Origin of the sequence: Methylobacterium sp. (genome assembly GCF_028290105.1) — a bacterium.
In the GTDB taxonomy this organism is placed as follows: Bacteria; Pseudomonadota; Alphaproteobacteria; order Rhizobiales; family Beijerinckiaceae; genus Methylobacterium.
Genome location: NZ_JAQGKL010000118.1, coordinates 1 through 14834, shown reverse-complemented (window position 1 = coordinate 14834; position 14834 = coordinate 1). Strand labels below are relative to the sequence as shown.

The window sequence follows — 14834 nt, the reverse complement described above, 5'->3', positions numbered from 1 at the left end:
CCGGCCTCGCGTGCGGCGGCCGGCGAGACGCCCATCCACCCGGCGGAGCGCGCAGGCGCCTCCCGGACCGACTCGACCGGGGTCGTGCAGCCCGGTCCGGAGACCTCCACCCGTCCTCAGCAGAGCGACAAGTCGTACACGGCCACCCCCTCGAAGCCCGACGAGGGCCGGGTGGCGGCGGATGCGCGCGGAACGACGCCGCTGGCCGGAACGCCGCCGTCGGACAGCGCGGGACGTCGCGACGGGTCCGACACGAAGCCGGTCGGCGCCGACCCGAACGCCTCGCCGGGCGTGGCGCCGAAGGAGTGAGTTGATGGCGCTCGCCGACAAAGACCGGATCTTCACGAACCTCTACGGCCTGCACTCGCCGGGGCTGGAAGCGGCCCAGCAGCGCGGTGCCTGGGACGGCACCAAGTTCCTGCTCGAAATGGGCCGTGACTGGATCATCGAGGAGATGAAGCAGTCGGGCCTGCGCGGGCGCGGCGGTGCGGGCTTTCCCACCGGCCTCAAATGGTCGTTCATGCCCAAGAAGTCCGATGGGCGCCCGCACTACCTCGTCGTCAACGCCGACGAGTCGGAGCCCGGCACCTGCAAGGACCGGGAGATCATGCGGCACGATCCGCACCTCCTGATCGAGGGCTGCCTGCTCGCCTCCTTCGCGATGGCGGCGCATGCGTGCTACATCTACATCCGCGGCGAGTACGTGGCGGAGAAGCACGCGCTCCAGCGCGCGGTGGACGAGGCCTACGCGGCCCGGCTCGTCGGACAGGACAACGTCCACGGCTACCCCTTCGACATCTACGTCCACCACGGCGCGGGCGCCTATATCTGCGGCGAGGAGACGGCGCTGCTGGAGAGCCTCGAGGGCAAGAAGGGCATGCCGCGCCTCAAGCCCCCGTTCCCCGCCAATATGGGCCTCTACGGTTGTCCCACGACGGTGAACAACGTCGAGTCGATCGCGGTGGCGGGCACCATCCTGCGCCGGGGCGGCACATGGTTCGCGGGTCTCGGCGGCAAGAACAACACCGGCACCAAGCTGTTCTGCGTGTCGGGCCACGTCAACAAGCCCTGCAACGTCGAGGAAGAACTCGGCATCACCTTCCGCGAGTTGGTGGACAAGCATTGCGGCGGCATGCGCGGCGGCTGGGACAACCTGCTCTGCTCCATCCCCGGCGGCTCCTCGGTGCCCCTGGTGCCCGCCGAGCAGATCATCGACGCCAAGATGGATTTCGACACGCTGAAGAACCTCGGCTCGGGCCTCGGCACGGCCGCCGTCATCGTCCTCGACAAGTCCACCGACATCGTCTCGGCCATCGCCCGCATCGCCTACTTCTACAAGCACGAGTCCTGCGGACAGTGCACGCCCTGCCGCGAGGGCACCGGCTGGATGTGGCGGGTGATGCTGCGCATGGCGGAGGGGCGCGCCCAGCGCCGCGAGATCGACATGCTCCTCGATGTCACGAAGCAGATCGAGGGCCACACCATCTGCGCGCTCGGCGACGCGGCGGCCTGGCCGATCCAGGGGTTGATCCGGCACTTCCGCCCCGAGATCGAGAAGCGCATCGATCGCTACAGCGCCAACCCGCATTCCGATCCGGTGCCGATGGCGGCGGAGTGATCCGCAGCCCGCACCACCCGTAGTTTCGAGACCGAGACCCACGAATGACCAAGCTCATCGTTGACGGCATCGAAGTCGACGTGCCCGCGGAATTCACGCTGCTGCAGGCCTGCGAGGTCGCGGGCGCGGAGATCCCGCGCTTCTGCTTCCACGAGCGGCTGTCCATCGCGGGCAATTGCCGGATGTGCCTCGTCGAACTCAAGGGCGCCCCGAAGCCGGTGGCCTCCTGCGCCTACGCGGTCAAGGATTGCCGGCCCGGTCCCAACGGCGAGCCGCCCGAGATCCTGACGCGGTCCGGAACCACGAAGAAGGCCCGCGAGGGGGTGATGGAGTTTCTCCTCATCAACCATCCCCTCGATTGCCCGATCTGCGACCAGGGCGGACACTGCGACCTGCAGGACCAGGCCATGGCCTACGGCGTCGACTCGACCCGCTACGGCGAGAACAAGCGCGCGGTGGAAGAGAAGTACATCGGCCCGCTGGTGCGCACGGCCATGAACCGCTGCATCCACTGCACCCGCTGCGTCCGCTTCCTGGCGGAGGTGGCCGGCGTGCCGGATCTCGGCGCCATCGGGCGCGGCGAGGACATGGAGATCACGAGCTACCTCGAATCCGCCATGGGCTCGGAGCTTCAGGGCAACGTCGCCGACCTCTGCCCGGTGGGCGCGCTGGTCCACAAGCCGCAGAGCTACGAGGTTCGCCCCTGGGAGTTGTCGAAGACCGAATCCGTCGACGTGATGGATGCGGTCGGCTGCGCCATCCGGGTCGATGCCCGTGGCCGCGAGGTGATGCAGATCGAGCCGCGCGTGCACGAGGGCATCAACGAGGAGTGGATCTCCGACAAGACCCGCCACGCGGTGGACGGCCTGCGCAGCCAGCGCCTCGACCGGCCGTACTTACGCGAGAACGGCCGCCTGCGCCCGGCTTCCTGGGGCGAGGCGTTCGGCGCCATCGCCGCCCGGGTGAAGGGCACCGACCCGAAGCGCATCGGCGCGGTGGTCGGCGATCTGGCGGGTGTCGAGGAGATCTACGCCCTCAAGAGCCTGATGACGTCGCTCGGGGTCACGAACCTCGATTGCCGGCAGGCGGGCGAGGCCATCGATCCGGCCTGGGGCCGGGCCGCCTACACCCTCGGCACCACCATCGCGGGGATCGAGGAGGCGGACGCGATCCTGCTGGTGGGCACCAACCCGCGCCTCGAAGCCTCGCTGCTGAACGTGCGCATCCGCAAGCGCTGGCGCATGGGTCCCCTGGCCGTCGGCCTGATCGGCGAGCCTGTCGACCTGACCTACCCCCATACCTATCTCGGCGCCGGCCCCGAGACCCTCGCGGATCTCGCCTCCGGCCAGCACAGCTTCGCCGAGGCCCTGAAGGCCGCGGCCCGACCCCTGATCATCGTCGGCATGGGGGCTCTCGCCCGTCCGGACGGAGCCGCCATCCTCGGGGCCGCCGCGCGGCTGGCGCGTGACGTCGGCGCCATCACCCCGGAGTGGAACGGCTTCGGCGTGCTCCAGACGGCGGCGGCCCGCGTCGGCGCCCTCGATCTCGGCTTCGTGCCGGGGGAGGGCGGGCTCGATGTCGCAGGGATCGCGCAGGGCGGCGCCCTCGACGTGGTGTTCAACCTCGGCGCCGACGAGGTCGAGATCGGCCCCGGTGCCTTCGTGGTCTACCAGGGCACGCACGGCGATCGCGGCGCCACCCGCGCCGACGTGGTGCTGCCGGGCGCGGCCTACACCGAGAAGAGCGCCACCTTCGTGAACCTCGAGGGCCGGGTGCAGACCACCAACCGCGCGGGCTTTCCGCCGGGCGACGCCCGCGAGGACTGGGCGATCCTTCGCGCCCTCTCCGAGGTTCTCGGTCACCGCCTGCCGTTCGATTCGCTCGGGGCGCTGCGCCGCGCCCTCTACGCCGAGCATCCGCACCTGGCCGCCCTCGACGCGGTGGCGCCGAGCGATGCGGCGGCGAGCGTCGAGACGCTTTCGGGGCTGGCCGGCGAGCCGACCCGCGCCGGCTTCGCCTCGGCGGTGCCGGACTTCTACCTCAGCAACGCCATCGCCCGCGCCTCGCGCGTGCTCGCCGAATGTTCGAGCCTCGCCCGCGTGCGTGGCCTCGAAGCGGCCGAATAGGGATTTCCTGCGATGACCAACTGGGAAGTCCTCGGCACCGTCCTCCTGCTGGTGCTCAAGAGCTTCGTGCTCCTGGCCCTGCTCCTCGTCTTCATCGCCTATGCGCTGCTGGCCGATCGCAAGATCTGGGCGGCGGTGCAGCTTCGGCGCGGTCCCAACGTGGTCGGGCCCTGGGGCCTGTTCCAGTCCTTCGCGGATCTCCTGAAATTCGTCCTGAAGGAGCCGGTGATCCCGGCCGGGGCCAACAAGGCTCTGTTCCTGCTGGCGCCCCTGGTCTTCGCCACCCTGGCGCTCGCCGCCTGGGCGGTGATTCCGCTGGCCGAGGGCTGGGCCATCGCCGACCTCAATGTCGGCATCACCTACATCTTCGCGATCTCGTCGCTCGGCGTGTACGGCGTGCTCATGGGCGGCTGGGCCTCGAACTCGAAATACGCGTTCCTCGGGGCGCTGCGCTCGGCGGCGCAGATGATTTCCTACGAGGTCTCGCTCGGCTTCGTCATCATCTGCGTCCTGCTCTGCGCCGGCTCGCTCAACCTCTCGCGCATCGTCATGGCGCAGGACACCTCGCTCGGCATCCTGGGCTGGTACTGGCTCTGGCTGTTCCCGATGTTCGTGGTGTTCTTCGTCTCGGCGCTGGCCGAGACGAACCGCCCGCCCTTCGATCTGCCGGAGGCGGAATCCGAACTCGTGGCGGGCTACATGGTCGAGTATTCCTCGACGCCGTACCTGCTGTTCATGCTCGGCGAGTACGTGGCCATCATGACCATGTGCGCGCTCGGCACCGTGCTGTTCCTCGGCGGCTGGCTCTCGCCGATCCCGTTCGCGCCCTTCACCTGGGTGCCGGGCCTGATCTGGTTCGCCCTCAAGGCCAGCTTCCTGTTCTTCATGATCGCCATGGTGAAGGCCATGGTGCCGCGCTACCGCTACGACCAGCTCATGCGCCTCGGCTGGAAGGTGTTCCTTCCGCTCTCGCTCGTCTCGGTCGTCGTCGTCGCCTTCGTCCTCAAGCTCACCGGCCTCGCGCCGGGCGCCTGACAACCCCACACGGAGATCCGAGCCATGAAGCTCGATCAGGTCGCCAAGGGTCTGTTGCTGAAGGAATTCGTGTCGGGGTTCGCCCTGGCGATGAAATACTTCTTCAAGCCCAAGGCCACGATCAACTATCCCTTCGAGATGGGCCATCGCGGTCCGCGCTTCCGGGGGGAGCATGCCCTGCGCCGTTATCCCAACGGCGAAGAGCGTTGCATCGCCTGCAAGCTGTGCGAGGCCATCTGCCCCGCCCAGGCCATCACCATCGAGGCAGGCCCGCGCCGCAACGACGGCACGCGCCGCACCACCCGCTACGACCTCGACATGGTCAAATGCATCTATTGCGGCATGTGCCAGGAGGCCTGTCCGGTCGATGCCATCGTCGAGGGGCCGAACTTCGAGTTCTCGGTGGAGACCCGCGAGGAGCTCCTCTACGACAAGGAAAAGCTCCTGCTGAACGGCGACCGCTGGGAGCGCGAGATCGCGCGCAACATCGCGGTGGACGCGCCCTACCGCTGAGCGAACGGCGAACCGTTTCCGTGCCCGCGGGGAAGGCTCCGGGGCACCGAGGCGGTTGTGCACCGCAGGAGCGGGTTCTATAGACGGGCGGCTGGTGGGCCGTGGCACAATTTCGGCAGAAGGGGCCGTCCTCGGGACGGCTGATCTCTAGAAACGCATGAGCGCAGCCGCTGCCTTCTTCTACCTGTTCGCAGGTGTGACCATCGCCTCGGGCTTCATGGTGATCGCCTCGCGCAATCCCGTGGCCTCGGTGCTCTTCCTCATCCTCGCCTTCGTGAACGCCGCCGGGCTGTTCGTGATGATGGGCGCCGAGTTCCTGGCGATGATCCTGGTGGTCGTCTACGTGGGCGCCGTCGCGGTGCTGTTCCTGTTCGTCGTGATGATGCTCGACGTGGATTTCGCGCAGCTGCGCCAGGGCTTCCAGCAATACCTGCCCATCGGCGCGTTGATCGGCGCGGTCTTCCTGATCGAGCTCCTGCTCGTCGTCGGCTCGTGGACCATCGATCCGGGGCTGGTCCAGACGCCGCTCAATCCGGTGCCCGCCGCCGAGGCGGTCACCAACACCCAGGCGCTCGGCCGGGTGCTCTACACGGACTATGTCTTCTTCTTCCAGCTCGCCGGCCTCATCCTGCTGGTGGCGATGATCGGCGCCATCGTGCTCACCCTGCGCGACCGCCCCGGCGTCAAGCGCCAGAACATCGCCATGCAGAACGCGCGCACGCAAGGCATGGCGGTCGAGACCCGCAAGGTGCCCTCGCGGCAGGGCGTCGAAGTCTGATGGCGGCGAACGGAGAACACATCCGATGATCGGCCTGAGCCATTACCTGACGGTCGCCGCGATCCTGTTCACGCTCGGCGTGCTCGGCATCTTCATCAACCGCAAGAACGTCATCGTCATCCTGATGTCCGTCGAGCTGATCCTGCTTGCGGTCAACATCAACCTGGTCGCCTTCTCCACCCATCTCAACGACATCACCGGACAGATCTTCGCCCTGTTCGTGCTGACGGTGGCGGCGGCGGAAGCGGCCATCGGCCTTGCCATCCTCGTCGTGTTCTTCCGAAACCGCGGCTCCATCGCGGTGGAGGACGTCAGCATGATGAAGGGCTGAGCGGGACCGGACGGAAACCCACCTCGACGCTCGGCGCCGCACGCTTCGCGACGCCGCTGCGGTGACACGAACCACAGGGTGCCGCCTCGGGCGCCCGCGCGACGCGCGGGCCTCGGCGCGACCCAGGAGGCCGGACAAGCCAGCGATGTATCACGCGATCGTCTTCCTCCCGCTCGTCGGTGCGCTGCTCGCCGGCCTGTTCGGCCGCCAGCTCGGCCCGAAGCTCAGCGAGGGCATCACCACCGGCCTCCTCGCCTTCTCGGCCCTGCTGTCCTGGGGCGCCTTCCTCGAAGTGCCGGGCTCCGACCACGCCACCCGCGTGCAGGTGGCGACCTGGTTCACCGCCGGCGACCTCGTGGTCGATTGGGCCTTCCGCATCGACACCCTGACGGTGATCATGCTGGTGGTCGTGACCTCGGTCTCGACCCTCGTGCACCTCTATTCCATCGGCTACATGGCCGAGGACCCGCATCGGCCGCGCTTCTTCGCCTATCTCTCGCTGTTCACCTTCGCCATGCTGATGCTGGTGACGGCCGACAACCTCGTGCAGATGTTCTTCGGCTGGGAGGGCGTCGGCCTCGCCTCCTACCTGCTGATCGGGTTCTGGTACGAGAAGCCCTCGGCGAATGCGGCCGCCATGAAGGCCTTCATCGTCAACCGCGTCGGCGATTTCGGCTTCTCGCTCGGCATCTTCCTCGTCTTCGTGCTGACCGGGTCGATCGCCTTCGACGGCATCTTCGCCCGTGCGCCCGAGATCAAGGACGCGACCTTCCACTTCCTCGGCTACGACTGGAGTGCCTGGACGCTCGCCTGCCTGCTCCTGTTCATGGGTGCGATGGGCAAGTCGGCGCTGTTCCTGCTGCACACCTGGCTGCCGGACGCCATGGAGGGGCCGACCCCCGTCTCCGCGCTCATCCACGCCGCCACCATGGTGACGGCGGGCGTGTTCATGGTGGCGCGCCTCTCGCCCCTGTTCGAACTCGCGCCCAACGCCCTCGTCGTCGTCACGGTCATCGGCGGCATCACGGCGTTCTTCGCGGCCACGATCGGCCTCGTCCAGAACGACATCAAGCGCGTGATCGCCTACTCGACCTGCTCGCAGCTCGGCTACATGTTCGTGGCGCTCGGCGTCGGTGCCTATTCGGCCGCCGTGTTCCACCTGTTCACCCACGCCTTCTTCAAGGCGCTGCTGTTCCTCGGCGCCGGCTCGGTCATCCACGCGATGCACCACGAGCAGGACATGCGGAACATGGGGAATCTCCGCCGCTACATCCCGTTCACATCGGCGATGATGACCATCGGCACGTTGGCGCTGATCGGTTTCCCCTTCACCGCCGGCTACTATTCGAAGGACGCGATCATCGAGGCGGCCTACGCCTCGACGCGCCCGGGCCACACGCTGGCCTTCCTGTGCACGGTCGTCGCCGCGCTGATGACCTCGTTCTATTCCTGGCGCCTATTCTTCATGACCTTCGAGGGGCCGGCGCGCTGGGCTGGCCACGGGGCCACGCATCACGACGACCATGCGGTGGCGCATGCCGGAGCCTCGGCGCAGGCCGACGGTGCCCTCGGCCACCACGAGGGCGTCGCCCACGACGACAAGGGCCACGACATCGAGCCCGCCTCGCACAGCGCCATCGAGCACCACGACCATGCGCACACGCCGCATGAGAGCCCGCTGGTGATGACGATCCCGCTGGCGCTGCTGGCCTTCGGAGCCCTCTTCGCCGGCCTCATCTTCAAGAACCGCTTCATCGGCGAGGGCATGGACGCGTTCTGGGGCCACGCCCTCGGGCACGGCCCCGACAACCACATCATGCACGACATCCACGCGGTGCCGGCGATCGTGTCCTACGCGCCCTTCATCATGATGCTGACCGGCTTCGTGCTGGCCTACTGGATGTATGTCCGCCGGCCCGAACTGCCGGGTCAGCTCGCCGCCCAGCAGCCGAGCCTGTACCGGTTCCTCCTCAACAAGTGGTACTTCGACGAACTCTACGACCGGATCTTCGTCCGGCCGGCCAAGGATTTCGGCAAGTTCCTCTGGAAGGAGGCCGACGGCCGCGTCATCGACGGCATGGGGCCGGACGGCATCGCCACCCGCGTCCTCGACGTGACGCGCGGCGTCGTCCGCCTGCAGACCGGGTACGTCTACCACTACGCCTTCGTCATGCTCGTCGGCGTCGCCGCCATCCTGAGCTGGTACATGCTGACCGGCCTGCCCAAGGTCGCGCATTGATGGCCGCTGTCACGCACCGGAGCGCCCGCTGATGTTCGGCCTCGGAATCCTCGCCGGCCTCCTCATCGTGCCGCTCTGCGGCGCGGCCTTCATCCTCACCCTCGGTGAGGAGACCGAGGCCTCGAAGCGCAATGCCCGCTGGGCGGCGCTCGCCACCACCATCGCCACCTTCCTGCTCTCGCTGGTGGCCTGGGGCCGCTACGACGCGACCACCGCGAGCTTCCAGCTCGTCGAGACCCATGCCTGGCTGAGCGAGACCACCCGGTTCAAGCTCGGCGTCGACGGCTTCTCGATGCCGCTGATCCTGCTCACCACCTTCCTGATGCCGTTCTGCATCGGCGCCTCCTGGCTCTCGGTGAACACGCGGGTGAAGGAGTACTTCGTCGCCTTCCTCGTCCTCGAGACGACGATGATCGGCGTGTTCTGCGCCCTCGACCTCGTGCTGTTCTACCTGTTCTTCGAGGCCGGCCTGATCCCGATGTTCCTCATCATCGGGATCTGGGGCGGCAAGCGGCGCATCTACGCGAGCTTCAAGTTCTTCCTCTACACGCTGCTCGGCTCGGTGCTGATGCTGCTCGCCATCATGGCGATGTACTGGCACGCCGGCACCACCGACATCCCGACCCTGCTCCACACCCGCTTCCCCGTGGGCCTGCAATGGTGGCTGTGGCTCGCCTTCTTCGCCTCCTTCGCGGTGAAGATGCCGATGTGGCCTGTCCACACCTGGCTGCCGGACGCGCACGTGGAGGCGCCCACCGCCGGTTCGGTGATCCTGGCGGGCATCCTCCTGAAGATGGGCGGCTACGGCTTCATCCGGATCTCGCTGCCGATGTTCCCGGACGCCTCCCACGCCTTCGCCCCGATGGTGTTCGCGCTCTCCGTCGTGGCGATCATCTTCACCTCGCTCATCGCCCTGATGCAGACCGACATCAAGAAGCTCATCGCCTATTCGTCGGTGGCGCATATGGGCTTCGTGACGCTCGGCCTGTTCACGATGAACGAGCAGGGCATCCAGGGCGCGCTGTTCCTGATGATCTCGCACGGCATCGTCTCGGGCGCGCTCTTCGTCTGCGTCGGCGTGGTCTACGACCGGATGCACACCCGCGAGATCGCCGCCTATGGCGGTCTCGTGAAGCGCATGCCCCTCTACGCGGCGGCCATGATGGTCTTCACCATGGCCAATGTCGGCCTGCCCGGCACCTCCGGCTTCGTCGGCGAGTTCCTGGCGATGATGGGTGCCTTCCGGGCCAACCCCACCGTCGCGTTCTTCTCGGTCTTCGGCATCATCCTCTCGGCCGGCTATGCGCTCTGGCTCTACGCCCGGGTGATCTACGGCAAGCTGGAGAAGCCCAACCTGCAGGGCATCCTCGACCTCGACCTTCGCGAAAAGCTCATCATCGCGCCCCTCGTCGCCCTGACGATCTATTACGGCGTCCACCCGGCCCCCGTGCTCGACACCTTCGCCCCCTCGACGGAGGCGTTGATGCAGAGCATGCGGACCGCGCTCTCGAACACGCAGACCGCCGCGGCCACCCTGCCGCCCGCGTCGCGCTGAAGGCTTTGACCCGATGAACGCCGCTCAGATCGTCATGCCCGCGCTCGGGCCCGCCCTGCCGGAGCTGATCCTCAGCCTCGGCGTGCTGGTGCTGATCCTCTACGGGGCGTTCCGGGGCGAACGCTCGGCGGAAGGCGTCAATGTCGGCGCGCTGATCCTGCTCGTGGTCGCGCTGTTCGCGGTGATGTCCCAGCCGGGGACCAAGGTCACCACGCTGAACGGCTCCTTCATCGTCGACAATTTCTCGAAGGTGATGAAGGCGCTGATCCTGATCGGCTCGGCCGCCACGATCCTGCTCTCGCGCGACTATTTCCAGCGCGCGCGCATCGACCGGTTCGAGTTCCCGATCCTGCTCGTGCTCTGCACCATCGGCATGTTGGTCATGGCCTCGGCCAACGACCTGATCTCCCTCTATCTCGGCCTGGAACTGCAATCGCTGGCGGCCTACGTCATCGCGGCCTTCCACCGGGACAACCTGAAATCGACGGAAGCGGGCCTGAAGTACTTCGTCCTCGGCGCGCTCTCCTCGGGCATGCTGCTCTACGGCGCCTCGCTGGTCTACGGCTTCACCGGGACGGTCTCCTTCCCCGGCATCGTCGCGGCGCTCGACGGTACGGCGGGCTTCGGCATTGTGCTCGGCATCGTCTTCGTGGCGGCGGGCGTCGCCTTCAAGATGTCGGCGGTGCCGTTCCACATGTGGACGCCGGACGTCTACGAGGGCTCGCCGACGCCCGTGACGGCGTTCTTCGCCTCCGCTCCGAAGATGGCGGCCGTCGCCATGACGGTGCGTCTCTTCATCGGGGCCTTCCCCGACGTGACGGCGGTCTGGCAGCAGATCATCGTGTTCGTGTCCATCGCCTCGATGGCGCTCGGCTCGTTCGCCGCCATCGGCCAGCGCTCCCTCAAGCGCCTGATGGCCTATTCCTCCATCGGCAACATCGGCTACGCCCTGGTCGGCCTCGCCGCCGGTTCGCAGGAGGGCGTTCGCGGTGTGGTGATCTACATGATCATCTACCTCGCGATGACGCTCGGCGCCTTCGCGGTGCTGCTGTCGCTGCGCCGTGGCGGCGAGATGTTCGAGACCGTGGACGACCTCTCCGGCCTCTCGCGGACCCATCCGGTCCTGGCGTTCTGCCTCGCCGCGATGATGTTCTCGCTCGCCGGCATCCCGCCGCTCGCCGGTTTCTTCGCCAAGTTCTACGTGTTCGCCGCCGCCATCAAGGCGGACCTCGTGGCGCTCGCGGTGATCGGCGTGGTGACCAGCGTGGTCGGCGCGTTCTATTACCTGCGCCTCGTCAAGGTGATGTACTTCGACGAGCCGGTCGCCGCCTACGAGCCGATGCCGCCGGGCCTGCGCATCGTCCTGGCCCTGGCGAGCGTGGTGGTGATGCTGTTCTGGATCGTGCCGGCACCCCTGGTCGGTGCGGCGGGTGCGGCCGCCAAGTCGCTGTTCTAGGTCCTTGACCGGCTACGGCCTCGGGGTCCGGGCACGTGGAGAGGGGCACCGCCTCCACGTCCACGACCGGCTCGGCTCCACCAACACCGAGGCGCTGGAGGCGTTCCGGGCCGGCGAGGCCGGGCCGCTCTGGGTGGTCGCCCGCCAGCAGGACGCGGGCCGGGGCCGCCGTGGCAACGCCTGGGCGTCCTTGCCCGGAAACCTGACCGCGAGCCTCCTCTGGCCGGTCGACGATGTCGAACCGGGGCTGGTGCCGACACTCGGCTTCGTCGCCGGAATCGCCCTGGCGGACGCCTTCAGGGCCGCCGGAATCGCCGGTGTCCATCTGAAGTGGCCCAACGACGTGCTGGCCTCGGGCGCCAAGCTTGCGGGCCTTCTGCTGGACGCCGAAACCCGGCCGGGGGGGCGCCGCGCCGTGGTGATGGGCTTTGGCGTCAACGTCGCTGCGACCCCGCAGGGCTTGCCTTATTCGGCGACGTGCCTCAGGCAGTTGCGGTACGACACGCGCGCCGAGGATCTGTTCGTCCACCTGACGGATGGAATCGTCGACGCCGCGCGACTTTGGGATTGTGGCCGCGGGTTCTTCAGGATCCGTGAGCGCTGGATCGCAGGCGCCGCCGGGATCGGCGCGCCGGTATCCGTGCGGACAGGCGATACTCTCGTACATGGAATTTTCGAGACGATCGACGAGGCCGGACGGCTCGTGATCCGATCGGAGGACGGAACGCGACGGACCGTGACGGCGGGCGAGGTGCATCTGGGAACGGCCGCGACGGCGGCTTGAGGTTTGACGAACAATGACGACAGGGCAAGACGAACTCGTCTTCGTGCCGCTCGGCGGCGTGGGCGAGATCGGCATGAACGCGGCGCTCTACGGTTTCGGACCAGCCAAGCGGCGCAAGTGGATCATGGTCGATTGCGGAATGGGCTTTGCCGGCGAGGAGGGTTTCCCCGGCATCGACCTGATGTTCCCCGACTTGAGCTTCATCGAGGAGCGCAAGGACGACCTCCTCGCCATCTTCATCACCCACGCGCACGAGGACCATATCGGCGCCATCGGTGAACTCTGGCCCAAGCTCAAGGCGCCCGTCTACGCGACGCGGTTCGCCAAGAACCTGCTGGAGGCGCGCCGCCTCAGCGAGCCGGGCGCCCCGAAGGTGGTGCTGAAAGAGATCCAGGCGGGCCGCCGGGTGCAGATCGGTCCGTTCGAGATCGAGTACGTGCCCGTCTCGCACTCGATCCCGGAATCCAACGCGGTGGCGATCCGCACGCCGCACGGGCTGGTGCTCCACACCGGCGACTGGAAGCTCGATCCGACCCCGATCCTCGGCGACGTGACCTCCGAGTCCGCCTTCCGGGCGCTGGGCGACGAGGGCATCCTCGCGATGATCAGCGATTCGACCAACGTCGTGCGCGAGGGTCGCTCCCCGAGCGAGGCCGAGGTCGCCGCCACCCTGCGCGAGCTGATCGCGGAGGCCCCCCACCGCGTCGCGGTGACCACCTTCGCCTCGAACGTCGCCCGCATGCGCGCCGTCGCCGAGGCGGCCCAGGCCTGCGGCCGCGAGGTCGTCGCCGTCGGCCGTGCCATGGACCGGGTCATCGCGGTCGCCCGCGAATGCGGCTTCCTCGACGGGTTGCCCGAGTTCCGCTCGTCCGACAGCTATGGCTACCTGCCGCGCGACAAGGTCGTGGCGCTCCTCACCGGCTCCCAGGGTGAGGATCGGGCGGCGCTCGCCCGCGTCTCGCGCGACGACCACCCGGACATCACGCTCGCCGCCGGCGACCGCGTGATCTTCTCGTCGCGGGCCATTCCGGGCAACGAGCGGGCGGTCGGCGCGATCATCAACGACCTCATCAATGCCGGCATCGAGGTGGTCACCGACCGCACGAAGCTCGTCCACGTCTCGGGCCATCCCCGGCGCGACGAGATGGCGGAGATGTATGCCTGGACCCGGCCGCAGACGGCGATCCCGGTCCACGGCGAGGCCCTCCACCTCGACGAGCACGCCCGCTTCGCCCGCGCCCAGGGCGTGCCGAACATCGTCAAGGCGCGCAACGGCAGCGTCGTACGTCTGGCGCCCGGCACGCCCGAGATCGTCGATCACGTCAAAGCGGGCCGCCTGTTCAAGGACGGCAACATCCTGATCGATGCCAAGGACCGGGCCATCCCCGAGCGCCGCAAGCTCTCGCAGGCCGGTCTCGTCTCGGTGGCCATCGCCATCGACGTCCAGGGCGAGATCCTGGGCGAGCCCGCCATCGACATCATCGGCCTGCCCAATCGCGGACGCACCGGCCAGCCGATGCTCGACGTCGTGGTCGAGTCGGTGTCGCGGACCCTCTCGGGCCTGTCGAAGCCCAAGCGCAAGGACGCCGAGGCCGTCGAGAAGGCCGTCGACCGCGGCATCCGCTCCGCCGTCAACGAGGTCTGGGGCAAGAAGCCCGCCTGCCACGTCCAGGTCGTCGAGGTCTGAGTGAACGACCCTCCCCCGATCCGGGGGAGGGTGCTCGTGCGCAGCGGGTGATCGAAGAGGAAGCAAACGATGATCGGACGCCTCAACCATGTCGCCATCGCGGTGCGCGATCTCGACGCCGCCTGCGCCATCTACCGGGACACCCTGGGCGCCACGCTCACCGAGCCGCTGCCGCAGCCGGAGCACGGCGTGACGGTGGTCTTCGTGAACCTGCCCAACAGCAAGGTCGAGCTGATGGCGCCGCTCGGCGAAGGCTCGCCCATCGAGAGCTTCGTGGAGCGCAATCCGAATGGCGGCGTGCATCACGTCTGCTACGAGGTCGACGACATCCTGGCCGCGCGCGACCGCCTGAAAGCCGGCGGCGCCCGCGTGCTCGGCGACGGCGAACCGAAGATCGGCGCGCACGGCAAGCCGGTGCTGTTTCTGCACCCGAAGGACTTAAACGGCACGGTGGTCGAGCTGGAGCAGGTGTAGCTTGGTCGTCGTGTGCGTCCCTCTCCTGCGACGCGGGAAAGGGTGGCTGGCGAAGCCAGACGGGTGAGGGCGCCGGCCTCACGCTGCAACGACCGCCCTCATCCATCACGCTTCGCGTTACGCCTTCTCCCGCCAGAGCCGGAGAAGGTAAGCGCACACGCGACATCTTCGCCCTTGTCGTTCCAAAACTGTGATCGATCTAGGATGAACTGAGGAATGCCGGGCCTGTTCTTCAGCA

Annotated in this window: 12 protein-coding genes and 1 pseudogene; all 13 read left to right on the top strand. The window is 67.8% G+C overall.

Going from position 1 to position 14834, the window contains the following annotated elements:
- Positions 1-309, top strand: a pseudogene (locus JWQ05_RS08695) (NADH-quinone oxidoreductase subunit NuoE); the annotation flags it as partial.
- Positions 310-313: 4 nt separating this feature from the next.
- Entirely contained in the window at positions 314-1618 is a 1305-nt protein-coding gene (nuoF, locus tag JWQ05_RS08690) for an NADH-quinone oxidoreductase subunit NuoF (protein ID WP_299657601.1), read from the top strand.
- A gap of 44 nt (positions 1619-1662) precedes the next feature.
- Positions 1663-3744 carry an NADH-quinone oxidoreductase subunit NuoG gene (gene nuoG, locus JWQ05_RS08685; protein WP_299657599.1) on the top strand — a complete coding sequence of 694 codons (2082 nt, stop codon included), beginning with the start codon at positions 1663-1665 and terminating at the stop codon, positions 3742-3744.
- Positions 3745-3756: 12 nt separating this feature from the next.
- The gene (nuoH, locus tag JWQ05_RS08680; protein ID WP_299657597.1) at positions 3757-4779 is read left to right on the top strand and encodes an NADH-quinone oxidoreductase subunit NuoH; all 1023 of its coding nucleotides are present in this window, start codon (positions 3757-3759) and stop codon (positions 4777-4779) included.
- A gap of 24 nt (positions 4780-4803) precedes the next feature.
- On the top strand, positions 4804-5292 hold the full coding sequence (gene nuoI, locus JWQ05_RS08675) for an NADH-quinone oxidoreductase subunit NuoI (RefSeq protein ID WP_299657595.1): 489 nt from the start codon (positions 4804-4806) through the stop codon (positions 5290-5292).
- A 157-nt stretch (positions 5293-5449) separates the two neighbouring features.
- A complete protein-coding gene (locus JWQ05_RS08670; RefSeq protein ID WP_299657593.1) occupies positions 5450-6070 on the top strand; it encodes an NADH-quinone oxidoreductase subunit J in 621 nt (206 codons plus the stop codon).
- 25 nt (positions 6071-6095) lie between these two features.
- Positions 6096-6401 (top strand): NADH-quinone oxidoreductase subunit NuoK, encoded by a 306-nt coding sequence (gene nuoK / locus JWQ05_RS08665; protein ID WP_299657591.1) that lies wholly within the window; start codon positions 6096-6098, stop codon positions 6399-6401.
- Positions 6402-6546: 145 nt separating this feature from the next.
- Positions 6547-8640, top strand: a complete 2094-nt coding sequence (gene nuoL, locus JWQ05_RS08660) for an NADH-quinone oxidoreductase subunit L (protein WP_299657589.1) — start codon at positions 6547-6549, stop codon at positions 8638-8640.
- Between the two features lie 31 nt (positions 8641-8671).
- On the top strand, positions 8672-10195 hold the full coding sequence (locus tag JWQ05_RS08655) for an NADH-quinone oxidoreductase subunit M (RefSeq protein ID WP_299657587.1): 1524 nt from the start codon (positions 8672-8674) through the stop codon (positions 10193-10195).
- 13 nt (positions 10196-10208) lie between these two features.
- On the top strand, positions 10209-11651 hold the full coding sequence (gene nuoN / locus JWQ05_RS08650; protein WP_299657585.1) for an NADH-quinone oxidoreductase subunit NuoN: 1443 nt from the start codon (positions 10209-10211) through the stop codon (positions 11649-11651).
- A gap of 4 nt (positions 11652-11655) precedes the next feature.
- Complete coding sequence (locus JWQ05_RS08645; protein WP_299657583.1) at positions 11656-12435, top strand: biotin--[acetyl-CoA-carboxylase] ligase; 780 nt, start codon at positions 11656-11658, stop codon at positions 12433-12435.
- Positions 12436-12448: 13 nt separating this feature from the next.
- Positions 12449-14122 (top strand): ribonuclease J, encoded by a 1674-nt coding sequence (locus JWQ05_RS08640; RefSeq protein WP_299657581.1) that lies wholly within the window; start codon positions 12449-12451, stop codon positions 14120-14122.
- Between the two features lie 69 nt (positions 14123-14191).
- Positions 14192-14596 (top strand): methylmalonyl-CoA epimerase, encoded by a 405-nt coding sequence (gene mce / locus JWQ05_RS08635; protein ID WP_299657579.1) that lies wholly within the window; start codon positions 14192-14194, stop codon positions 14594-14596.
- The last annotated feature ends 238 nt before the right edge of the window (positions 14597-14834 follow it).

What these genes read in the sequence shown, in the direction of transcription:
- nuoF (WP_299657601.1), top strand. Translation starts at nt 314, where the DNA reads ATGGCGCTCGCCGACAAAGACCGGATCTTCACGAACCTCTACGGCCTG.
- nuoG (WP_299657599.1), top strand. Translation starts at nt 1,663, where the DNA reads ATGACCAAGCTCATCGTTGACGGCATCGAAGTCGACGTGCCCGCGGAA.
- nuoH (WP_299657597.1), top strand. Translation starts at nt 3,757, where the DNA reads ATGACCAACTGGGAAGTCCTCGGCACCGTCCTCCTGCTGGTGCTCAAG.
- nuoI (WP_299657595.1), top strand. Translation starts at nt 4,804, where the DNA reads ATGAAGCTCGATCAGGTCGCCAAGGGTCTGTTGCTGAAGGAATTCGTG.
- JWQ05_RS08670 (WP_299657593.1), top strand. Translation starts at nt 5,450, where the DNA reads ATGAGCGCAGCCGCTGCCTTCTTCTACCTGTTCGCAGGTGTGACCATC.
- nuoK (WP_299657591.1), top strand. Translation starts at nt 6,096, where the DNA reads ATGATCGGCCTGAGCCATTACCTGACGGTCGCCGCGATCCTGTTCACG.
- nuoL (WP_299657589.1), top strand. Translation starts at nt 6,547, where the DNA reads ATGTATCACGCGATCGTCTTCCTCCCGCTCGTCGGTGCGCTGCTCGCC.
- JWQ05_RS08655 (WP_299657587.1), top strand. Translation starts at nt 8,672, where the DNA reads ATGTTCGGCCTCGGAATCCTCGCCGGCCTCCTCATCGTGCCGCTCTGC.
- nuoN (WP_299657585.1), top strand. Translation starts at nt 10,209, where the DNA reads ATGAACGCCGCTCAGATCGTCATGCCCGCGCTCGGGCCCGCCCTGCCG.
- JWQ05_RS08640 (WP_299657581.1), top strand. Translation starts at nt 12,449, where the DNA reads ATGACGACAGGGCAAGACGAACTCGTCTTCGTGCCGCTCGGCGGCGTG.
- mce (WP_299657579.1), top strand. Translation starts at nt 14,192, where the DNA reads ATGATCGGACGCCTCAACCATGTCGCCATCGCGGTGCGCGATCTCGAC.